This is a genomic window from Planococcus sp. NCCP-2050 (genome assembly GCF_023708025.1).
In the GTDB taxonomy this organism is placed as follows: Bacteria; Bacillota; Bacilli; order Bacillales_A; family Planococcaceae; genus Planococcus.
The window spans coordinates 61,776-82,951 of record NZ_BRCX01000001.1; the positions used below are offsets into that span (position 1 = coordinate 61,776).

Consider the following 21,176-nt stretch of genomic DNA (forward strand, 5'->3'; position numbering starts at 1 on the left):
TGGTATCTTACCATCGGGCTTTTCTCTGTTCAAAAACCGATTGTGGTATCTTGTTCAACCCAATCATTCTGCTTGGTGCGCTTGTTTTGCTTTTGCAGTTCACGGATGCTGTTTTCGTAGTTGGAATCGCCTTCGTAATGCCAGTTCAATGCAGAAGACATATACAATTCATTCATCTGTGAAATGGAAAGCCCTTTGCTCAGTTCAGCCATATGCTCCAGCTGGGTATCGGTGAAAATCGATTTGACATCAAGTTTTTCCAGGTAGGACTTTCGCAATTGTTTATTCGGCGACGGGATTTCATAGGCCCTGTCAAAGCGTCCTGCACGGTTGATCAAGGCCGGGTCGATTTTCTCCGGATAATTGGTCGTCCCGATGATAAACAAGCCTTCGCGTGATTGTGTGCCGTCTAAGGTATTCAGGAACACGGATCGGGTGAATTCGGGCATGGAATCGATATCTTCAATGACCAGGACGGCAGGGGCTAATCGGGATACAATGCCGAAAACTTCCTGAATCGTATAGCTATTCGTATATTCCGTGATTTGCCAATAGATGACGGGTGCGTTGGTAGAGCCTGTGATGGATTTGACCAGCGTCGTTTTACCGTTGCCTGGAGCCCCGTACAATAAGATTCCCCGTTTATAAGGAACGCCGTACTCTTTGAAAAACTGGCCGCCGTCTTTGAAAAATTCGTCAATCGAGCGGAAAATATCCGTTTTCACCTTTTGTTCAAGTATGACGTCTTCTCGGGAGACAATCGCCATCTCTCCGTAATTCCGGCGCTTCACTCCTTCTTCCGTATCGACAAGGAAAGTGATATTGTTCATTAGGGCTTGGCGCACCATTTCGTTGGCGTGTTCAAGAAATGAAAAGGCATCTTCTACGGACTTGGCAAAGCATTGAAATTCTGGCCAGCTGTTTTCAGAAGATGTGAAAAAAGGTATCTGGGCGAGAGCGACCTCGTGGCTAGGAAAATAAATTAAGCGGTTTTCAAAAGTCTTCTGTATTTTAATATGGCCTTTATCAGTGGCATCAGACACGTTAGTAATTTTGCCGAGAGGTTTGGCTTCATATATATAAGAGAGCGTCTCGTGAGGCAGATCGCCATTTTCCATCATATCGAGAAGATGCGTGCTAAGCTGGTTAATGGGATCTGAGATATCGATCTGCTTCCATGGTCCATTCGAACGATCGTTTAGTATAGAAAAGATCTTTTCTGAAACAATGGAAAAAGCGGCGTAATAAGGAAGAACTTCCTGAACTTCAATCGTATTGGGAAATAGGATGGGTATTTTCATATGTAGCCTCCTGTGATCAAATGATGTCAAGCTGATTCGGTAGAAAAAAAGCCTTTCCGGGATGGAAAGGCTTTTGGATTATGATTTAGACTTGATCTTGCCGGTCCATTGCTTGAAACCGCCTTGCAATTGATATAATTGTGTATAGCCTTGTTTTTTTAGAAATAAAGCTACACGGCCGCTGCGTGCGCCATTTTGGTCGTAAAGGTATACAGGCTTATCAGCGCGGATTTCTTTGTAGCGCTGGCGCAATTGGGATTGCGGCAAGTTGCGTGCCCCTAGAATATGGCCGCCTGCGAATTCTTTCGGTTCACGGACATCAATCAGCTGCGCTTTCCGGTACCCCTCGATAAATTGCTCTTGAGTCAATGTAGTGACAGCTTTCTTGATGCGGTAATAGGAAATAACCGCAAAGATAATGACGATCAATAATACTGCTAAAATAACATACAGAAAATCCATTGTCTTGCCCCTTTCTCTTCTACTTCTATTATAAAAGAAGGAGTGACTCTTATTCAATGGCAATGTTACACTTATTAATGGATTTAGGAGGCGATCTTGTGAAATATGGACGATGGTTTTTTATAAATTCAGGGTATTGCAGCCCTTCTTATAATATGGCGCTTGATGAGGCCTTATTGAATTGGCATAGTGAAGGGTTGATTCCGCCGGTCATCCGGTTCTATGGATGGCAGCCGGCCGCCTTGTCGATCGGTTATTTTCAAAAAGCGGAAACGGAAATTGACTTAGAGCGGGTGAAAGAGCTTGGCCTTGGATTTGTCAGGCGGCCGACAGGAGGCAGGGGAGTTCTGCATGAACATGAACTGACTTATAGCATTATCGTTAGCGAGGACCATCCCGATATGCCTGAAAGCGTCACGGAAGCTTACCGGATTTTAAGCGGCGGATTGCTGGAGGGTTTTAAAAATTTGGACCTCGATGCATATTTTTCAGTCCCGGATACCGCAGAAAAACTGGCAGACCTGAAAAAGCCGAAATCCGCGGTTTGTTTTGATGCACCGAGCTGGTATGAGATGGTCGTCGAAGGGAAGAAAGTGGCAGGCAGCGCTCAAACTCGCCAAAAAGGCGTGATTTTACAGCATGGCGCCATTTTAATCGATCTGGATGCTGAGAAGTTATTGTCTTTATTCCGCTTCTCAGACGCTGAAGCCAAGGAAAAAATGCGGCTTAAAATACCGCAAAAGGCCGTATCGATCAATTCCTTGCGCAGCCATGAAGCGACGATGGACGAGTGCATCGAAGCATTTAAAGAAGGCTTTCGGTCATCTCTCGAAATTGAATTGGAACCATACATATTGACTTTGGAGCAAATGGAATATGTCAAGGGCTTAGAGAAAGAAAAATACGCATCTGATTCGTGGAATTTCAGAGTGTGAGGAGACTTTTGACTCATTTTCAAAATGGAAACCTTGCTGCATTCAGCTTTGCGCGTTTCTTAATCTTTTAACTATAATTTTGTCATTTAAAAAAGTTTCAATATCTAGTATGATGGGAAATGTAATAATACTATATATAGTGTTTGACCCCATATAATATAAAGGAGGAATTGTCAAATGGTTTCCGTTGCACAATCCCAATATACACTTGATCCAAATCTATTAAACAAGGACATTCAGCTTTTTCCGCAAGTTCATGAAATTACGTCGGACATGAAAACAACTCATAAAGGGGTTTCCCGCCTGGTCATGATTGACCGCTATTCTTTTAAGGATACTGCTAAGACAACACTCAAAGCAGGCGATTTTGTCGTGCTTACCGTTAAGGAAGATCCAAAATTCCCTGCGCGCGGCCTAGGCTATATCGTTTCAGTCGATAAGCAAGCGAATACCGCCAAAGTGTGGATTGAGGAAGATTACCGGAGTGCTATCGACAAAGAAGACGAAATCACTAGCGGCATCGTCAATCGCTCGTTGGATGTGATTGAAAAACCTTTAGAGGTTTACTACGAGCAAATCGCGAAACGCAATGCGACTGGACTCGCTTCTGTTGAACAAACAGCTGAAAAACGCCAGGAATGGTTTGAGAAATTCTACAAACAATTAGTGGATCTGAAGTTCATCCCAGCAGGCCGCGTACTTTACGGCGCAGGCGCTGATACGGATGTTACGTATTTCAACTGCTACGTAATGCCATTCGTGGCAGATTCGCGTGAAGGCATTTCCGACCACCGCAAACAAGTGATGGAAATCATGTCGAGAGGCGGAGGCGTCGGAACAAACGGTTCGACTTTGCGGCCTCGCAATACCTTGGCGCGCGGAGTTAACGGCAAATCGTCCGGATCGGTTTCATGGCTTGATGATATTGCGAAATTGACGCATTTGGTGGAGCAAGGCGGATCTCGCCGCGGAGCGCAAATGATCATGCTTGCTGATTGGCATCCGGATATTGCAGAGTTCATCATCTCAAAAATGCAGAATCCTCGCATTCTGCGCTATTTGATCGAAAATACAAATGATGAAACGATTAAAAAATTGGCTCACGAAAAATTAAAATTCAAACCGCTTAGCCAGCAGGAAGAAGCGATGTATCAAGGCATCTTGAATTACCGTGCAATTCCTGGAATGGGCGGGTTCAATGAAAAAATCATGCGCGATGCTGAAACGAAGCTGCGCGACGGCGGAACCTACTCTGTCCATAACGAAGAATTTTTGACAGGTGCAAATATTTCAGTGACGCTGACGGACGATTTCATGAAGGCAGTCGAAGAAGATGCTGATTTTGAACTTCGCTTCCCAGCAGTCGAGTCTTATTCGAAAGAAGAAATGGCCGTTTACAACGAACAATGGCACGAAGTTGGAGATGTCCGCGAATGGGAACGCTTGGGCCATAAAGTCCGTACTTACCGGACAATGAAAGCCCGCGACCTTTGGAACCTGATCAACGTCTGTGCAACTTATTCAGCAGAACCGGGCATTTTCTTTATCGATAATGCCAACGAAAAAACGAATGCCCGTGCATACGGACAAAAAGTCGTAGCTACAAATCCATGCGGCGAACAGCCGCTTGCTCCGTATTCAGTCTGCAACTTGGCAGCTGTGAACTTGGCGCAATTTGCGGATCCGAAAACAAAGCAAGTGGATTTTGAAGCGTTGAAAGAAACAGTACGCGTCGGCGTTCGCATGCAAGACAACGTAATCGACGCAACGCCTTATTTCCTTGAAGAAAACCGGGTGCAGGCTTTAGGCGAACGCCGTGTTGGCCTTGGCGTCATGGGACTTGCTGATTTACTGATCTACTGCGATAAGGAATATGGTTCTCCGGAAGGCAATGAATTAGTCGATGAAATCTTCAAGACGATTGCCATCGCAGCCTATGAACAATCAACTGAGCTTGCAGCAGAACGCGGAAGCTTCCCGTTCCTAGTCGGCAACACAGATGAAGAAACAGCTGCGCTTCGCAAAGCCTTTACTGAAACTGGCTTTATGCAAGGCATGCCGGAAGAAGTCCGCCAAGGCATCTTGGAAAACGGAATCCGGAATTCTCATTTATTGACGGTTGCGCCGACAGGGTCTACCGGAACAATGGTGGGTGTTTCAACTGGTCTGGAACCTTATTATTCATTCACATACTACCGCAGCGGCCGTCTCGGCAAGTTTATTGAAGTAAAAGCGGATATTGTCCGTGAATACTTGAAAAACAATCCGGATGCAGATGAAGAAAATCTTCCGAAAGCATTTGTTACGTCGATGGATCTAGCTCCGGAAGCGCATGCGGATGTCCAGTGCATCATCCAGCGCTGGATCGATTCGTCCATCTCGAAAACGGTCAATGCACCACGCGGCTATACAGTCGAGCAAGTGGAAGGCGTTTATGAGCGTCTCTATAAAGGCGGTGCTAAAGGCGGAACGGTGTATGTAGACGGAAGCCGTGATTCACAAGTTCTGACTTTGAAAGCGGAAGAAAACACATTTGAAGAAGATCACCAGGAAGATGTTAAAGGGAAACGTCCAATCGTCCTTATTGATACCATTCAAGATTTGCGTTCAACAAACGTGACAATCGGTTCTGAAGTAGGCGACACTTGCCCTGTCTGCCGAAAAGGGACTGTTGAAGAAATGGGTGGCTGCAATACCTGCACAAACTGCAATGCGCAGCTGAAATGCGGATTGTAAGTTCAATTCATAAATTTTCAGAAGCGGTGGCTCATGCCACCGCTTTTTTTTTTTTGCCGAATTTCATTTAAAAAATAAAAACAGATAGAATGGCATTTGCAATTATAAATGTAACTTATTACATAAGGGTATTTAAAAAATCAAAAAACGAAACAAGAAAGGAACGAAAATGGGAAGAAGTTGCTCGAATGGAGGCTTGTGATAAAATAAAAAGGGTGAGGCAGGAGAGGAGTGCTTGGAATGAAAGTTTTATGTTTGAACGGTCCGAACTTAAACCGCTTAGGCAAACGTGAAAAAGAAGCTTACGGGACATTTACACTGGCCGAGCTGGAAGCTGAATTAATGGAATTTTCCGTCCGAAACGGCATAACGTTGGATTGCCGGCAATCGAACCATGAAGGGATTCTAATCGATTGGATCCACGATGCGGCGGATGACGGGACAGAAGGAATCGTCTTAAACGCAGGGGCATATACGCACACAAGCGTTGCAATCCGGGATGCAATTGCATCAATAGAAGTACCAGTAATCGAAGTACATATTTCAAATGTTTATAAACGGGAAGAATTCCGGCACCACTCCTATATTGCACCGGTAGCTGCCGGACAGATCACAGGATTTGGAAAAGACGTATATAGACTTGGCTTGCAGGCTTTATTATTTCGAAACTAGAGGGGAATGGCGAAATTGAAATTACAAAAATTGCGCAATGAAATGGCAAAGCAAAACATCGAAGCATTATTGGTCACCAGTTCTTATAACTTACGGTACATAACAAACTTTACGGGATCTGCAGGATTGGCGCTTGTGACGAAGGAACAGGCATTTTTTATCACAGACTTCCGCTATACGGAGCAAGCATCCGAACAAGTGACGGAATTTGAAGTTGTTCAAGCAAAAACGAATCTACTCGAAGAAGCAGCTGGAAAAGCGAAAGAGCTCGGCATCAAATCGCTGGCTTTTGAACAAGATTACGTGACTTATTCTTCTTATCTTCAATATCAGGAAAAAATGGCTGCAGAATTAAAGCCAGTCAGTGGCTTGATTGAAAAAATCCGCATGATCAAAACGCCGGAAGAAGTCGAGATCTTAAAAGCTGCAGCAAAAATTGCGGATGATGCTTTTGAACATATTTGCGGTTTTATCAAAGCAGGACAAACGGAACTTGAAATTTCAAATGAACTGGAATTCTTCATGCGCAAACAAGGCGCGACGTCTTCATCATTTGATACGATTGTCGCCTCAGGCCTTCGTTCTGCATTGCCGCACGGTGTTGCGACAGACAAAGTCGTCGAACAAGGAGATATGATTACGCTTGATTACGGAGCGCTCTATAACGGCTATATTTCTGACATCACCCGTACAGTTGCGGTAGGAGAACCTTCTGAAAAAATGAAGGAAATCTACCAAATCGTCTTGGATGCACAAGTGCTTGGCGTTGAAAAAATCGGGCCGGGAATGACTGGAATTGAAGCGGATGCAATTGCGCGTGACTACATCAAGTCCAAAGGCTACGGCGAAGCATTTGGCCATTCTACGGGACATGGCATCGGGCTTGAAGTCCATGAAGGTCCTGGGTTATCATTTAAATCACAGACGGTGCTTGAGCCAGGCATGGCTGTAACAGTGGAACCGGGAATTTATCTTCCGGGAATTGGCGGAGTACGCATCGAAGATGATATACTAATTACCGAGTCAGGAAACGTACGATTAACTAACTCCACAAAAGAGCTACGCATTTTATAACAAACGGAGGAACTCAAATGATTTCAGTAAACGATTTTAAAACAGGAGTAACAATTGAAGTGGATGGCGGAATTTGGCGCGTTATGGAATTCCAGCATGTAAAACCTGGTAAAGGTGCAGCATTTGTCCGCTCGAAACTGCGTAATTTACGTACAGGCAGCGTAACGGAAAAAACGTTCCGTGCCGGCGAAAAAGTGGCAAAAGCCCAGATTGATAACCGCAAAATGCAATATCTATATGCAAATGGCGATGAGCATGCTTTCATGGATACAGAAACTTATGATCAAATCGAATTGAACGAAAAAAACATCGAGTATGAATTGAAATTCTTGCAGGAAAACATGGAAGTTCAAGTTATCCAGTTCCAAGGAGAAGTTTTGGGCGTTGAATTGCCGAACACGGTCGTATTGGAAGTTGCTGAAACTGATCCTGGCATCAAAGGCGATACAGCTAGCGGCGGATCAAAACCAGCTAAGCTTACTACTGGATTGATTGTACAAGTACCATTCTTCATCAACGAAGGCGATCATTTGATCATCAACACAACAGACTCTTCATACGTATCACGCGCACAATAAGCTTGAAAAATGTGTGGCGACCCGTGTTGCGACACTAGCAAGGTCTCTAGTTCCATTTATGCACTAGAAATATTAAGCAATGGCGCAATGGAGCTATTCTTACTAAAAAAATCCGGCCTCTTCCTATAGAGGCCTTTTTTTAAATGTCCATCAGGCTATTTCCAAACCATTCAAAAAAGTCTAAAATGGTAGAGTAGTTCATTACATACATAAAAGGGAGTTGGATACATTGAAAATTCAAGAAATCCGAGAAATCATTAAATTAGTGGATAATTCTTCAATTGATGAATTCACATATGAATCTGAAGGCACGAAAGTGAAGTTGAAGAAAAGCGGCGGCACAGTAAGCTCTTCAGCGCCTGCCCAAGTGTCGGCACCTGCAGCTGAACCGGCGGCTCAAACAGCAACCGCGCCAGTTTCAACTCCTGCACCTGCAGCAAAAGCGGAGGAATTGATTTCTGAGGAAACTCCTGAAGTTCCAGCAGCCCAAGACGAGAATCTGCACAAAATCCTTTCTCCGATGGTTGGTACATTCTATCAGTCGCCATCTCCTGAAGAAGAAGCATACGTCCAGCCGGGTACAAAAGTATCTGCTGATCAAGTCGTGTGCATCGTAGAAGCGATGAAATTATTCAATGAAATTGAAGCGGAAGTGGATGGGGAAATTGCTGAGATTCTTGTCAAAGACGGCCAGCTAGTCGAATACGGCCAACCTTTATTCCTCGTCAAAACGAAGTGAGGAGGGGAATGGCCATGAAAAAAGTTTTAATAGCAAACCGTGGGGAAATTGCCGTCCGGATTATTCGTGCCTGCAAAGAAATGGGCATTGAAACCGTAGCGGTCTATTCTGAAGCAGATAAAGAAGCTTTGCATGTGGAACTCGCCGATGAAGCTTATTGCATCGGTCCGAAACTTTCAAAAGACAGTTATTTGAACTTTTCAAATATCATGAGTGTCGCTAAACTGACGAATTGCGACGGCATTCACCCAGGATATGGCTTCCTTGCAGAAAATGCGAGTTTTGCTGAACTTTGCGAAGCATGCGATATCATGTTCATCGGCCCAACTTCTGATGCCATTTCTAAAATGGGGACAAAAGACGTTGCCCGTGAAACGATGAGAAAAGCCGGCGTGCCGGTCGTACCTGGATCTACAGGCATTGTCGGAAGCGAAAAAGAAGGTTTGGAAATCGCTGAAAAAATTGGCTTCCCAGTCATCATCAAAGCAACTGCAGGCGGAGGCGGAAAAGGCATCCGTGTAGCTCGCAATCGTGAAGACTTTGTCACTGGACTTCGCATGACGCAAAAAGAGGCGGCCGCTGCTTTTGGCAATCCGGGCGTCTATATCGAAAAATTCATCGAAGATTTCCGCCATGTGGAAATCCAAGTGCTGGCAGATTCGCATGGAAATGCAATTCATCTTGGAGAGCGCGACTGTTCGATTCAGCGTCGTATGCAGAAATTGGTCGAAGAAGCACCATCACCGGCATTGACGCCTGAAATCCGTGCACAAATGGGCGATGCTGCAGTTAAAGCTGCTTTAGCTGTTCAATACCGTGGTGCAGGCACAGTCGAATTTATCTTTGACGCAGTCAATCAAAAGTTCTATTTCATGGAAATGAATACGCGAATTCAAGTTGAGCATCCCGTCACTGAAATGATTACGGGAATTGATTTGATCCAGCAGCAACTAAAGGTAGCTTCCGGTGAGACCTTGGCTTATAAGCAAGAAGACGTGACATTCAAAGGGTGGGCAATTGAATGCCGCATCAATGCTGAGAACCCGGCTAAGAATTTTATGCCATCAGCAGGGAAAGTCAATATGTACCTTCCGCCAGGCGGACTTGGAGTCCGTATCGATTCAGCGATGTACCCAGGGTATAGCATCCCGCCATACTACGATTCAATGGTCGCGAAATTGATCACATTTGCAGATACACGCGAAGAAGCAATTGCAAAAATGAAGCGTGCGCTTGGCGAGTTTGTAATCGAAGGCGTTCATACGACCATTCCGTTCCATTCGAAATTAATGGATCACGAAGTATTTAAATCTGGAGACTTCAATACAAAATTCCTAGAGAAATATGATGTATTGGAATCCTAAAAGGAGGATACCAACCGATGGCTGAAAAAACTGCACCTTATGTACGCATGCAATCAAAAGGCGCTCAAGACCTTGGCAATATCGAAGTAGCTCCTGAAGTATTGGAGATTATTGCAAGCATTGCTGCAACAGATATTGAAGGAGTTGCCAGCATGCGCGGAAACTTTGCTTCTGATGTGGTTGAGCGTCTTGGGAAAAAAGTTCACGGCAAAGGCATTAAAACCGATTTATCAGAAGAAGGCTTGATGATTGACGTGTATTGTGTGGTCAATTACGGAGTTTCCATTCCGAAAACAGCATTGAAAATACAAGAACAAGTGCGCCAAACACTTGAAAATATGACATCTCTTCAAACTCAAGAAGTGAATGTGCATATAACTGGAATCCAGTTCGATACACCAGCAGGCGAATAATGTTAAGCTATACCTTTTCCGGAAATGGGGAAAAGGTATGGCTTTTTGTTTTGCTTTTCGCTGGCTGTTCTGTGTGAAATGTGGCCGTACCCGGTTCATTTGGTGGTTGAAATCAGCGCGAATTCTAGAATTAGAGGAATTTGTCTAAAGATTTCAAACATGGAAGTTCAGGCTGAATACCTGTATAATGAGGGGTAATTAGTTGTGAAAAGGAGATCGGGAATAGATATGAAAAGACATGAAGCACGTGAAAAGGCACTCCAGACTTTATTTCAGCTGGACGGTACCGAATTGACGATCGAAGAAGCGATTGAGCATGTGATGGGGACAGAGCAAGACAATTTCTATAGTTTACTTGTCCAAGGAACCTTCCAAAATATGCCGTCAATCGATGATAAATTAAAAGGGCATTTGGAGAATTGGTCGCTTGAGCGCCTTCCGAAAGTCGAACGCACTATTCTAAGAATGGCTGTATTTGAACTTTCCTTTATGGAAGATGCACCTTCAAATGTTGTGATGAACGAAGCAATCGAATTGAGCAAAACATTTGGAGACGATAAATCCAACCGATTTGTAAACGGGGTTTTATCGAAATTCACTGACGAACTGGCAAACTAATTGGAGGGTTTTAAATGGCTGCAACAATCATTGATGGTAAAGCAGTAAGCCGAAAAATTAAAGAGCAAGTGCAAACGCGAGTGGAAAATTTAAAACAACAAGGTGTGGTGCCTGGTCTAGCAGTCGTTATTGTTGGCGAAGATCCTGCATCTCTTACATATGTGAAAAACAAGAAAAAAACCTGTGAAGCGCTGGGAATGCGATCCGATCTTTATCAATATCCGGATACAATCAGTGAAAACGAATTGCTTGAAACAATTAGAGGGCTGAACAACGATCCTGAAATTCATGGTATCCTTGTGCAATTGCCGCTGCCAGCCCATATCGATGAGTTTGGAGTAATTCTGACAATTGATCCATCAAAAGATGTAGACGGCTTTCATCCCGTCTCTGTCGGCAATATGATGATCGGACGCGAAGCATTCCTTCCATGCACACCGCATGGCATTGTAAAATTGCTCGAGCATTACCAAATCGATCCAGCCGGAAAACATGTAGTGGTGATCGGGCGCAGCAATATCGTCGGCAAACCAGTGGGCCAATTGATGCTGCAGGAAAATGCGACAGTTACGTATTGCCATTCAAGAACAAACGATCTTCCTTCTTATACAAAACAGGCGGATATCTTGATTTCTGCAATCGGGAGAGCTAAGTTTATCGACCATCGTTATATCAAACCAGGTGCTGTCATTATTGATGTCGGCATGAACCGTGATGAAAACGGGAAATTATGCGGGGATGTGGATTTTGACGATGTCTTCGAAACAGCTTCTTATATCACACCTGTTCCCGGCGGCGTCGGTCCGATGACCATCGCGATGCTAATGGGAAATACGCTTCAATCGGCTGAAAACGGTTTGGCGAAAGACAAAACCGGTAAAACGATGTAAAATGGATAGAAATGAAGCTGTTTTTCGAAAGAAAGACAGCTTTTTAATTTCTTAGACAGGGGTTGAAATTTGTTGTCGGCCGACCCGTACTTATCAGTAAAAGCATTAACCAAATACATAAAAAAGAAATTTGACGCAGATCCCCATTTGCGCGATGTTTACGTTAAAGGGGAATTGTCGAATGTCAAAATCCACACAAGTGGCCATATTTATTTTACCTTGAAAGACAAATCTGCACGTCTCGCTGCAGTCATGTTTTCAGCTAATGCAAAATCCGTTAAATTCAAGCCGGAAAGTGGAATGACGGTCTTGATTCGGGGAGATGTCAATGTCTACGAAGCTTCTGGGCAATATCAATTATATGCCCAATCGATGCAAGCAGACGGAATAGGGGATTATTATCTGGCTTTCGAACAGTTGAAAGAAAAACTGGCAAAAGAAGGCTTGTTCAATGCTGCGCATAAAAAGCCGTTCCCACGTTTTCCAAAGCGGATTGCAGTGGTGACAGCTCCAACCGGCGCAGCGGTTAGGGATATCGTCACCACGTTGAACCGGCGTTATCCGCTGGCTAAAGTGGTTATTTTCCCAACTCTGGTGCAAGGTGCCCAAGCAACACAGTCGATTGTCCAGTCCATTCAAGCGGCTGGAAAAAGTGATTTTGATGTGATGATCGTTGGCCGCGGCGGCGGCTCGATCGAAGATTTATGGGCATTTAATGAAGAAGCGGTTGCACGAGCGATTTTTCAGTCGCAAATTCCGATCATTAGCGCAGTTGGCCACGAAACGGATACGACCATTTCCGATTTTGTTGCTGACCTTCGGGCTCCTACACCGACTGCCGCTGCGGAACTGGCAGTGCCAAGCAAAGCCGAATTGATAGACCGGCTGCTCGGTTACCGGTCAGCCATGTACCGCATGACATCCAATATGATTACAAAAGATAAAACTGCATTAAACCGGTTGATGAATTCAATGCCTTTTGCATATCCGGACCGTCTATACCGCCCATTTATTGAACGGGTCGAACGAGCGACGGATTCGTTGCAGCGCGAAACGGATCAGCTGATTATACGGGCGAAGGAGCGACATAATTATTTGCATAATCAATTGGCAAATCGCACACCTGTTCAGCGCATCAAGCAGTCTGCAATCGATATTGGCCAATTGGAGCGGAGGCTCGATCATCTGCTTTCTGCCCAGCTGCGTTCGAATCAGCAGCAATTCTCATCTGCGATGCGGACCTTGGATGCTTTGAGTCCTTTGAAAATTATGGATCGCGGCTATTCGATTTCCTATAAAGAAGGGCAAGTCGTAAAAAGCGTCAAACAAGTTGAAAAGGGCGACGAATTAACCGTTTCCTTACAAGATGGCACATTAAAGGCATTAGTGACTGAACGAAATCTTACGAGTGAAGGAGATAAAGAAAATGGCTGAAAAAGAGATCATGTTTAACCAAGCGATGGAACAATTAGAAGAGATAGTCCGTCAGTTAGAGCAAGGGGATGTACCGCTTGAAGAAGCTTTGACGCTTTATCAAAAAGGGATGGAGCTTTCCAAAGTGTGCCACGATAAATTGCAGAGTGCGGAGAAGCAGCTGGTCACGATGATGAATGACGGCAAAGAAGTTTCAATTGATGTAGAAATGGATGGGACGTCCAAATGAATCTGACTACATTCCGAGAAGTGAACGAACCGTTAATCCAAAATGAATTAGCGTCATTAATCAAGCAATTGGAAATTCCGGCTTCATTAAAAGATTCCATGGATTATTCCTTGCAAGCCGGCGGCAAACGGATCCGGCCGATTTTATTGCTGGCAGTGGTCCATGAACTTGGCGGCAGCCATCCGGATGCTTTAAAAGTGGCAGCAGCCATTGAAATGATCCATACGTATTCGCTGATCCACGATGATCTACCAAGCATGGATAATGATGATTTGAGACGGGGAATGCCGACGAATCACAAAGTATACGGCGAAGCGGTCGCGATTCTAGCTGGGGATGCCTTATTGACTTATAGTTTCGGTGTTGTGGCACGTCTGCAGCATGTTTCAAGCGATGACAAAATCCGTCTGATCGATTTGATGAGTGTATCAGCAGGGGCTGAAGGCATGGTCGGTGGCCAAGTGCTGGATATTGAAGGCGAAGAAAAGAAATTGAGTTTGGAAGAACTGGAGCAAGTCCATCGTTTGAAAACAGGGGCTTTACTGACGTACAGCATTTTAGCTGGCGCTATATTAGGCGGGGCGACGCCTGAACAAATCCTGGCATTTTCAAAATTCGGGGAACATATCGGGCTCGCTTTCCAAATTCAGGATGATATCTTGGATGTTACGGGAACATCGCAGGAGCTGGGCAAAACAGCAGGAAAAGACGAATCGAGCGAAAAAAGCACATATCCAGGTCTCTTAACTTTGCCGAAAGCGAAAGAAAAGCTGGATTACCATGCTTCTGAAGCATTATCGGCCATTCGTTCACTTGGCGGGAATATGCAGTTGCTTGAGGAATTGACCGCTTTGATCGTAAAACGAAAAAATTAAGCGATGCGCTCAAGTTTGTACATTTGGAATAGATTGTTATAATAGGTAAAGGTAATTTTACGGTGAAAAATATAGAAAAAGGTGTGTGATGGAATGGATCTGCATACGATTACTAGTCCATCTTTCTTAAAAGAGCTGGATCATAAACAGCTCGTTGAATTAAGCGAAGATATCCGGAAATTTCTTATTGAAAATTTATCAAAAACAGGTGGGCATATCGGTCCGAATTTAGGTGTAGTTGAACTGACTATCGCTTTGCACCGAGTCTTCAACAGTCCAGCAGACAAATTCATTTGGGATGTAGGGCATCAGTCATACGTCCACAAGATTTTGACAGGACGCGCTAGCCAATTTGATACATTGCGCCAATTCAAAGGCTTGTGCGGATTCCCGAAACGCAACGAAAGTGAGCATGATGTTTGGGAGACCGGACATAGCTCCACTTCCTTGTCCGCTGCTATGGGAATGGCAGCTGCGCGCGATATCAAAAAAGCTAAAAACCATGTTGTTCCTATTATCGGAGATGGTGCGCTTACCGGCGGAATGGCTTTTGAAGCACTCAATCACATCGGGCATGCTAAAACGAATATGATTGTCATTTTAAATGACAACGAGATGTCGATTGCACCGAATGTCGGCGCGATGCACAGCGTTCTCGGAAGAATGCGGACAGCTGGCAAATACAATAAAGTCAAAGACGATTTGGAATATCTGTTGAAGAAAATTCCGGCTGTCGGCGGGAAATTGGCTTCTACAGCAGAACGCGTCAAAGATAGTTTGAAGTATTTGCTAGTATCTGGCATGTTCTTTGAAGAGTTAGGCTTTACGTATCTTGGGCCGATCAATGGCCATGATCTGGAAGAGCTGGAAGAAAATCTTCGATATGCGAAAAAGATGGACGGGCCAGTGCTTTTGCACGTGATTACGAAAAAAGGCAAAGGTTATTTGCCTGCTGAACAAGACCGCATCGGAACATGGCACGGCATCGGGCCTTATAAGATGGAAACAGGAGATCTTGTGAAATCATCTTCAAAAGCGCCTTCTTGGAGCGGCTTGATTGCAGAAACAGTACGGAAACTCGCAAGAACAGATGATCGCATTGTAGCCATTACACCAGCAATGCCTGTCGGTTCGAAGCTTGAAGGATTTGCCTCTGAGTTCCCTAACCGCATGTTTGATGTCGGCATCGCGGAACAGCATGCAACAACGATGGCTGCAGGGCTTGCGACGCAAGACATGAAACCATTTTTGGCGATTTACTCTACGTTCCTTCAGCGTGCCTATGACCAGGTTGTCCATGACATTTGCCGCCAAAACTTGAATGTTTTCATCGGCATCGACCGTTCGGGATTAGTTGGAGCGGATGGCGAAACGCATCAAGGCGTATTCGACATTGCGTTCTTGCGCCATTTGCCGAATATGGTGATCATGATGCCTAAAGATGAAAACGAAGGACAGCACATGGTGAAAACTGCCATCGAATACAATGACGGCCCAATCGCACTCCGCTACCCACGCGGAAATGGTTTAGGCGTTGAGATGGATGCTGATTTGACGACATTGCCGATCGGTTCGTGGGAAGTGTTAGAAGAAGGCAAAGATGCTGTAATCTTGACTTTCGGAACGACGATTCCAATGGCGCTCCATGCAGCGGAACAATTGCGTGAACAAGGCATTCAGGCAGAAGTGGTCAATGCACGATTCATCAAACCGATGGATACTGCCATGCTCCATAAAATTTTCGGACGCAATGTGCCGATCGTAACGATTGAAGAAGCAGTGCTGCAAGGCGGCTTCGGCAGCGGCGTTCTTGAATTTGCTGAAGAAAATGATTACCGCGGCGCAGTCATCGACCGCCTTGGTATTCCGGATCAATTTATCGAACACGGCGATGTGGCAGAATTGATGGATGAAATCCATTTGAACAGCGATGAAGTTGTTAAAGTCATCAAAAACCGTGTAAATGCGTCTGCGAAAGCGGAAACGAACGTATGACCAATAAAGTGAAAAAAGAACGGGTGGATATTCTCCTCGTGGAACGGGGAATTTGTGAAACCCGGGAAAAAGCAAAACGCGCCATCATGGCTGGCATCATTTATTCCAATGAAGAGCGCATGAACAAACCTGGCGAAAAAATTCCGGAAGATGCACCGCTGCAGATGAAAGGCAATGATTTGAAATATGTCAGTCGAGGCGGATTGAAGCTTGAAAAAGCCATAGCAGAGTTTGATTTGTCCGTCGAGGGTAAGTTGATGCTCGATATCGGTTCTTCGACTGGCGGCTTTACGGATTGTGCTTTGCAAAATGGCGCGAAGCATTGCTATGCACTGGATGTCGGCTATAACCAGCTGGCTTGGAAAATTCGGCAGGATGAACGTGTCACCGTTATGGAACGCACCAATTTCCGCAATTCGAAACCGGAAGATTTTACAGAAGGTTTGCCAGAGTTTGCAACGATTGATGTGAGTTTCATTTCCTTGCGCATCATTTTGCCGGTACTCAAAGAAATCATCGTCCCAGGCGGAGATGTCATCGCTTTAGTGAAACCGCAGTTTGAAGCTGGACGTGAAGCTGTTGGAAAGAAAGGGATTGTACGTGAACCGAAAACTCACCGCGATGTGCTGATGAAAGTCGGCGGCTTTGCGGTGGATGCCGGATTCCACCTGCGAAATATGTCTTTTTCCCCTATTACTGGGGGAGAAGGGAATATTGAATTTCTTTTCCATCTTCAGTCCGCTTTGGACGGCGAGGAAATTGCAGCGGTCTCAGAACAAACTGTTCAAGCTACCGTGCAGGAAGCACACGAGCGTCTATAACACATTCCATTTGGAATGTGTTTTCTTTTTGTGAAAATGGGCCTGTTTGGCAAATGAAAATTTCATTGGTCGTATTTCAGAACTGCCAATTTAACCAGTAAATTTCGTGTTTTTCTAATTGACTTGTCAGCGCCTCTGTTTAAAGGTACGATATTAAGGAAATAGAATATTTATTCATTCTAGGAGGATAAACCGTGAACAAAGGCCAACGCCATATCAAAATCCGTGATCTGATTTCGAACCGTGAAATCGAGACGCAGGATGAACTAGTCGACTTATTGAAATCAGCAGGCTATGAAGTGACACAAGCGACCGTTTCAAGAGATATTAAAGAATTGCATTTAGTGAAAGTGCCGCTGCAAGACGGCCGTTATAAATATAGCCTTCCGGCAGACCAGCGATTTAACCCGATGCAAAAATTGCATCGTGCGTTGACAGATGCGTTTGTCAGCATCGACGGGGCTAGCCATTTCCTAATCATGAAAACCTTGCCGGGAAATGCCCATGCTATCGGTTCCTTGATTGACCATTTGGACTGGGAAGAAATTTTAGGGACCATTTGCGGGGACGACACGTGCTTGATTATTTGCCGTGACGTGGAACAGCGCGAAATCTTAAAACAGCGTTTAATTGAAATGCTTTAAAAAAGAGGTGGATGGGTATGCTTCGGGAATTGGATATACGCAATTTTGCTATTATCGACTCCTTAACAGTGAGCTTTACAGAAGGGTTGACGGTTTTGACTGGAGAAACTGGGGCCGGCAAATCGATTATCATCGATGCGGTTCATTTATTGGCTGGGGGAAGAGGCAGCCAAGAGTTTATTCGCCATGGCGCTAAAAAAGCGGAAATCGAAGGATTGTTCACACTGGATAATGAAAAGCATCCGGTGTTTCGCAAATTAGAGGAATTCGGCATCGATTCGAGTGATGGGGATATTCTTCTGCGCCGGGAATTGAATGACCGGGGAAAAAATGTTTGCCGGATCAATGGCAAGCTTGTCACGATCTCTATTTTGCGCGAAGTGGGCGCTGCCCTCATTGACATACACGGTCAGCACGAGACCCAGGAATTGATGGATGAAAAGCAGCATCTTTATCTGCTGGATCAGTTTGCCGGAAAAACCTTGACCAAAGCGAGAGAAAGCTATTCCCATACGTATGATAAATACATGAAGCTGAAACGGGAATTTGCCTCTTATAATGAAAATGAGCAGCAAATTGCACAGCGCATCGATTTGTTGACGTTCCAATTGCGGGAAATTGAAGCTGCCGAACTGGTAGCAGGGGAAGAGGAAGAGCTTCAGCAAGAGCGCAAGAAACTTCAAAACTTCAATAAAATCTTCGAATCGGTATCGGCCGCCCATGAAGCTATCCAGGGAGAGTCTAAGGGACTTGATTGGGTGGGTTCGGCGATGTCGGAACTCGAGCATGCTGCTTCAGTGGATGAACAGCTGAATAGCCATTCTGAAACGCTTTCGAGCGCCTTTTATCTGATCCAAGACGTATCGACTGATATTAAACGGATACTGGATGATATGGAATTCGACCCAGCCCGGTTGAATGAAATCGAACAGCGTCTTGTCTTGATCCAATCGCTTAAACGGAAATACGGAGCTTCGGTGGAAGACATCCTTTTGTATCACGAAACGCAAGTGGATGAATTGGATAAATTGATCAATCGTGACCAGCGCATTCAGCTTGACCAGGAAAAGCTGAAGGAATTGACGGAAGACCTGCGCGTGGAAGCGGAAGAACTGACGATCTTGCGTAAAAAAGCAGCTGCCAAGCTCAGCAAAGCCATCATGGAACAATTGCGTGAACTCCATATGGGGAAAGCTTCTTTCGAAGTGAATTTTGCCTCGCTGCCGAGTGGGCGGTTTGACCGCAATGGCCGTGATGCGATTGCGTTCTACATTTCAACCAATCTTGGCGAGCCGTTAAAGCCATTGACGAAAGTGGCTTCCGGCGGGGAATTGTCGCGGATGATGCTTGCGCTGAAAACGATTTTTTCAAAACACCAAGGCATTACTTCCATTATTTTCGATGAAGTGGACACGGGAGTCAGCGGCAGAGTGGCACAAGCGATCGCCGAAAAAATCGCTGCCATCTCGGTTCATTCCCAGGTTCTGTGCATTTCGCATTTGCCGCAAGTGGCAGCTATGGCCGACCAGCATTTATTCATCGAAAAGAAAGTGGAGAAACAGCGTACCACTACAGCGGTCCATGAACTAGAGGGCTATGAACGGACAGAAGAAATGAGCAGAATGCTTTCAGGAGCAGAAATTACTGATTTGACTTTACAGCATGCCGAAGAATTACTGACGCTTGCGCGCGACAGAAAACTTACCATGAGGTAGTATGCAAAAAGCAGTCAACAGGGGGAAAAGTTGATGGATAAGATAAAAATTGCAATTGCGGACGATAATCGTGAACTTGTCAGGCTGATGAGCGATTATTTAAGCAAAGAACCGAATATGGAAGTTGTCGCAATCGCATACAACGGAAAAACGTGTATTGAAATGCTGAAAAAACAGAAAATCGATATATTGGTATTGGACATCATCATGCCTTATCTAGACGGAATAGCTGTTTTAGACGCGATCAAAGAAGATGATAACTTACGGGGAATCGACGTAATTATGCTTTCGGCATTCGGGCAGGAATCGATTATGAGCCAAGCTGCCCAATACGGTGCTTCTTACTTTATCATGAAGCCGTTTGAAACCGAGCGCCTTGCTGTGCAGATCAACCACATCATGCAAAATCGGTCGATTCCGCAGCAGACAGCGAGCGGGGAAACCTTAAAAGAAGAACGCATCAGTACGATGATGAAAGATATCGGCGTTCCTCCGCATATTAAAGGCTATGTTTATCTGAAAGAAGCAGTTTCGTTGGTGCTTGAAAATCCGGATATCTTAAACCGGATCACAAAAGCCCTTTATCCGGGAATCGCCGATATTTTCGATACGACCCCTGCCAGAGTGGAGCGCTCGATCCGCCATGCGATTGAATTGGTGTGGAATAAAAGCGAGACCACCCACATTTCCAAGATTTTCGGCTATAGCGAAGAGCATCTGCAGTCGAAGCCTTCCAACTCGCAATTCATTGCAATGGTTGCCGATAGCATTCGCCACGATCATCATTTATAATAAGAATATGCGATTGATTCTATTTAATCGTTGGACTTAAAAACTCAGCTAATGTCTGTTCATCGGAGTAAAAATAGAAAGAAAAGCCGGGGAAACAAGCCTGGCTTTTTTTATATTAGAAAGAGGATGATAAAACGTGTCTGAAGTTAAAGTGTACGCTCACCGCGGCGCCTCCGGCTACATGTTGGAAAATACATGGAGCGCTTTCCAAAAAGCATGTGAATTCGGAGTGGGCATCGAGTTGGATGTACAAATAACGAAAGATGGAGTTGTAGTGGTCTATCACGACGACAATTTAAAGCGGCTCAGCGGAAAGAACTGCTTAATAGAAGAGCATAACTACGAATCACTGAAGGATATTAAAATCGGCAAACGCTGGAAACGGCGGTTCACTAGCCATTCCATTCCGCTTGCTTACGAAGTGTTTCAATGGGCGAAAGAAAAAAATGTGCCTTTGAATATAGAAATGAAAAAATCGGTATCTACCCATCCGAAAGGACCTGAAATTTTGGCGGCGATGCTTGAAGGGGCGGGAGACTTTCATCTTTCGTCATTCGACGCAGAATTGCTGCGCAAGATGAAAGACTTGATGCCTGGCACTGAGATGGCTTTGATCATTAAAAAAGGAATGCCGCTTGAAAAGATTGAAAAAATGGTTTGGATCGATAGCATCCATCTCCATAAACGGCTGTATTCCATGGAATTTTTGAAGAACTTGCTTAAAATGAAAAAGAATATCCGCGTCTATGGCCTGCTCGGACGAGAAGCTGCTTTAAGAGAGCTTGCGCCAGAACTGGTTGGCGTAATTACGGATTACCCGGATCGGATAAAAGAAAAATTGCGTCTTGCCTATGAAAGGTAAGACGCAATTTTTTTGAGGTGTAAATTC

At 44.8% G+C, this 21,176-nt stretch carries 21 protein-coding genes; 19 read left to right on the forward strand and 2 right to left on the reverse strand.

Translation table 11 applies throughout. The features are described from left to right. Window positions 1-29 precede the first annotated feature (29 nt). Both NFU07_RS00310 and NFU07_RS00315 read right to left on the reverse strand, forming a co-directional pair. Complete coding sequence (locus NFU07_RS00310) at window positions 30-1,301, reverse strand: AAA family ATPase (protein WP_251472934.1); 1,272 nt, start codon at window positions 1,299-1,301, stop codon at window positions 30-32. Window positions 1,302-1,379: 78 nt separating this feature from the next. After that, the gene (locus NFU07_RS00315) at window positions 1,380-1,763 is read right to left on the reverse strand and encodes a rhodanese-like domain-containing protein (protein WP_052651746.1); all 384 of its coding nucleotides are present in this window, start codon (window positions 1,761-1,763) and stop codon (window positions 1,380-1,382) included. A 98-nt stretch (window positions 1,764-1,861) separates the two neighbouring features. Between NFU07_RS00315 and NFU07_RS00320 the strand changes: the two genes are divergently transcribed. The 19 genes from NFU07_RS00320 to NFU07_RS00410 all read left to right on the forward strand — a co-directional run bounded on the left by NFU07_RS00320 (window position 1,862) and on the right by NFU07_RS00410 (window position 21,149). Further along, complete coding sequence (locus NFU07_RS00320) at window positions 1,862-2,698, forward strand: lipoate--protein ligase family protein (protein WP_251472937.1); 837 nt, start codon at window positions 1,862-1,864, stop codon at window positions 2,696-2,698. Window positions 2,699-2,875: 177 nt separating this feature from the next. Beyond that, entirely contained in the window at window positions 2,876-5,434 is a 2,559-nt protein-coding gene (locus tag NFU07_RS00325) for a vitamin B12-dependent ribonucleotide reductase (RefSeq protein WP_251472941.1), read from the forward strand. A 240-nt stretch (window positions 5,435-5,674) separates the two neighbouring features. Then, on the forward strand, window positions 5,675-6,106 hold the full coding sequence (gene aroQ / locus NFU07_RS00330; protein ID WP_251472944.1) for a type II 3-dehydroquinate dehydratase: 432 nt from the start codon (window positions 5,675-5,677) through the stop codon (window positions 6,104-6,106). A gap of 6 nt (window positions 6,107-6,112) precedes the next feature. Beyond that, entirely contained in the window at window positions 6,113-7,180 is a 1,068-nt protein-coding gene (locus tag NFU07_RS00335) for a M24 family metallopeptidase (protein ID WP_285835913.1), read from the forward strand. A gap of 17 nt (window positions 7,181-7,197) precedes the next feature. After that, entirely contained in the window at window positions 7,198-7,758 is a 561-nt protein-coding gene (gene efp / locus NFU07_RS00340) for an elongation factor P (protein ID WP_251472950.1), read from the forward strand. A 229-nt stretch (window positions 7,759-7,987) separates the two neighbouring features. Then, a complete protein-coding gene (accB, locus tag NFU07_RS00345) occupies window positions 7,988-8,497 on the forward strand; it encodes an acetyl-CoA carboxylase biotin carboxyl carrier protein (RefSeq protein WP_251472959.1) in 510 nt (169 codons plus the stop codon). Between the two features lie 14 nt (window positions 8,498-8,511). Beyond that, window positions 8,512-9,861, forward strand: a complete 1,350-nt coding sequence (gene accC / locus NFU07_RS00350; protein ID WP_251472969.1) for an acetyl-CoA carboxylase biotin carboxylase subunit — start codon at window positions 8,512-8,514, stop codon at window positions 9,859-9,861. Between the two features lie 17 nt (window positions 9,862-9,878). Beyond that, window positions 9,879-10,274: an Asp23/Gls24 family envelope stress response protein gene (locus NFU07_RS00355; RefSeq protein WP_251472971.1), complete on the forward strand. Its 396-nt coding sequence runs from the start codon at window positions 9,879-9,881 to the stop codon at window positions 10,272-10,274. Between the two features lie 228 nt (window positions 10,275-10,502). After that, a complete protein-coding gene (gene nusB, locus NFU07_RS00360) occupies window positions 10,503-10,892 on the forward strand; it encodes a transcription antitermination factor NusB (RefSeq protein WP_251472973.1) in 390 nt (129 codons plus the stop codon). A 14-nt stretch (window positions 10,893-10,906) separates the two neighbouring features. Next, window positions 10,907-11,782 (forward strand): bifunctional methylenetetrahydrofolate dehydrogenase/methenyltetrahydrofolate cyclohydrolase FolD, encoded by an 876-nt coding sequence (folD, locus tag NFU07_RS00365; RefSeq protein ID WP_251472983.1) that lies wholly within the window; start codon window positions 10,907-10,909, stop codon window positions 11,780-11,782. A 72-nt stretch (window positions 11,783-11,854) separates the two neighbouring features. Next, window positions 11,855-13,216, forward strand: coding sequence for an exodeoxyribonuclease VII large subunit (xseA, locus tag NFU07_RS00370; RefSeq protein WP_251477001.1), 1,362 nt, complete (start codon window positions 11,855-11,857; stop codon window positions 13,214-13,216). Continuing rightward, the gene (gene xseB / locus NFU07_RS00375) at window positions 13,209-13,445 is read left to right on the forward strand and encodes an exodeoxyribonuclease VII small subunit (protein WP_235199098.1); all 237 of its coding nucleotides are present in this window, start codon (window positions 13,209-13,211) and stop codon (window positions 13,443-13,445) included. The genes xseA and xseB overlap by 8 nt, the downstream gene beginning before the upstream one ends. Next, the gene (locus NFU07_RS00380) at window positions 13,442-14,320 is read left to right on the forward strand and encodes a polyprenyl synthetase family protein (RefSeq protein ID WP_251472987.1); all 879 of its coding nucleotides are present in this window, start codon (window positions 13,442-13,444) and stop codon (window positions 14,318-14,320) included. Before xseB ends, NFU07_RS00380 begins: the two co-directional genes overlap by 4 nt. Window positions 14,321-14,413: 93 nt before the next feature. Beyond that, entirely contained in the window at window positions 14,414-16,315 is a 1,902-nt protein-coding gene (dxs, locus tag NFU07_RS00385; RefSeq protein ID WP_251472999.1) for a 1-deoxy-D-xylulose-5-phosphate synthase, read from the forward strand. Then, window positions 16,312-17,136, forward strand: coding sequence for a TlyA family RNA methyltransferase (locus NFU07_RS00390; protein WP_251473002.1), 825 nt, complete (start codon window positions 16,312-16,314; stop codon window positions 17,134-17,136). The genes dxs and NFU07_RS00390 overlap by 4 nt, the downstream gene beginning before the upstream one ends. 194 nt (window positions 17,137-17,330) lie before the next feature. After that, complete coding sequence (ahrC, locus tag NFU07_RS00395) at window positions 17,331-17,780, forward strand: transcriptional regulator AhrC/ArgR (protein WP_052651734.1); 450 nt, start codon at window positions 17,331-17,333, stop codon at window positions 17,778-17,780. Between the two features lie 17 nt (window positions 17,781-17,797). Beyond that, a complete protein-coding gene (gene recN, locus NFU07_RS00400) occupies window positions 17,798-19,495 on the forward strand; it encodes a DNA repair protein RecN (RefSeq protein WP_251473006.1) in 1,698 nt (565 codons plus the stop codon). A 33-nt stretch (window positions 19,496-19,528) separates the two neighbouring features. Continuing rightward, window positions 19,529-20,287 carry a sporulation transcription factor Spo0A gene (gene spo0A, locus NFU07_RS00405; protein WP_251473009.1) on the forward strand — a complete coding sequence of 253 codons (759 nt, stop codon included), beginning with the start codon at window positions 19,529-19,531 and terminating at the stop codon, window positions 20,285-20,287. 136 nt (window positions 20,288-20,423) lie between these two features. Beyond that, the gene (locus NFU07_RS00410) at window positions 20,424-21,149 is read left to right on the forward strand and encodes a glycerophosphodiester phosphodiesterase (RefSeq protein WP_251473012.1); all 726 of its coding nucleotides are present in this window, start codon (window positions 20,424-20,426) and stop codon (window positions 21,147-21,149) included. Window positions 21,150-21,176: the final 27 nt, after the last annotated feature.

Bases quoted from the DNA above. Each gene is read 5' to 3' on its own strand.
- NFU07_RS00315 (WP_052651746.1), bottom strand. From the start codon at position 1,763: ATGGATTTTCTGTATGTTATTTTAGCAGTATTATTGATCGTCATTATC.
- aroQ (WP_251472944.1), top strand. From the start codon at position 5,675: ATGAAAGTTTTATGTTTGAACGGTCCGAACTTAAACCGCTTAGGCAAA.
- NFU07_RS00310 (WP_251472934.1), bottom strand. From the start codon at position 1,301: ATGAAAATACCCATCCTATTTCCCAATACGATTGAAGTTCAGGAAGTT.
- NFU07_RS00325 (WP_251472941.1), top strand. From the start codon at position 2,876: ATGGTTTCCGTTGCACAATCCCAATATACACTTGATCCAAATCTATTA.
- dxs (WP_251472999.1), top strand. From the start codon at position 14,414: ATGGATCTGCATACGATTACTAGTCCATCTTTCTTAAAAGAGCTGGAT.
- accC (WP_251472969.1), top strand. From the start codon at position 8,512: ATGAAAAAAGTTTTAATAGCAAACCGTGGGGAAATTGCCGTCCGGATT.
- spo0A (WP_251473009.1), top strand. From the start codon at position 19,529: ATGGATAAGATAAAAATTGCAATTGCGGACGATAATCGTGAACTTGTC.
- xseB (WP_235199098.1), top strand. From the start codon at position 13,209: ATGGCTGAAAAAGAGATCATGTTTAACCAAGCGATGGAACAATTAGAA.
- NFU07_RS00390 (WP_251473002.1), top strand. From the start codon at position 16,312: ATGACCAATAAAGTGAAAAAAGAACGGGTGGATATTCTCCTCGTGGAA.
- NFU07_RS00380 (WP_251472987.1), top strand. From the start codon at position 13,442: ATGAATCTGACTACATTCCGAGAAGTGAACGAACCGTTAATCCAAAAT.
- efp (WP_251472950.1), top strand. From the start codon at position 7,198: ATGATTTCAGTAAACGATTTTAAAACAGGAGTAACAATTGAAGTGGAT.
- nusB (WP_251472973.1), top strand. From the start codon at position 10,503: ATGAAAAGACATGAAGCACGTGAAAAGGCACTCCAGACTTTATTTCAG.
- folD (WP_251472983.1), top strand. From the start codon at position 10,907: ATGGCTGCAACAATCATTGATGGTAAAGCAGTAAGCCGAAAAATTAAA.
- NFU07_RS00335 (WP_285835913.1), top strand. From the start codon at position 6,113: ATGGCGAAATTGAAATTACAAAAATTGCGCAATGAAATGGCAAAGCAA.
- recN (WP_251473006.1), top strand. From the start codon at position 17,798: ATGCTTCGGGAATTGGATATACGCAATTTTGCTATTATCGACTCCTTA.
- NFU07_RS00355 (WP_251472971.1), top strand. From the start codon at position 9,879: ATGGCTGAAAAAACTGCACCTTATGTACGCATGCAATCAAAAGGCGCT.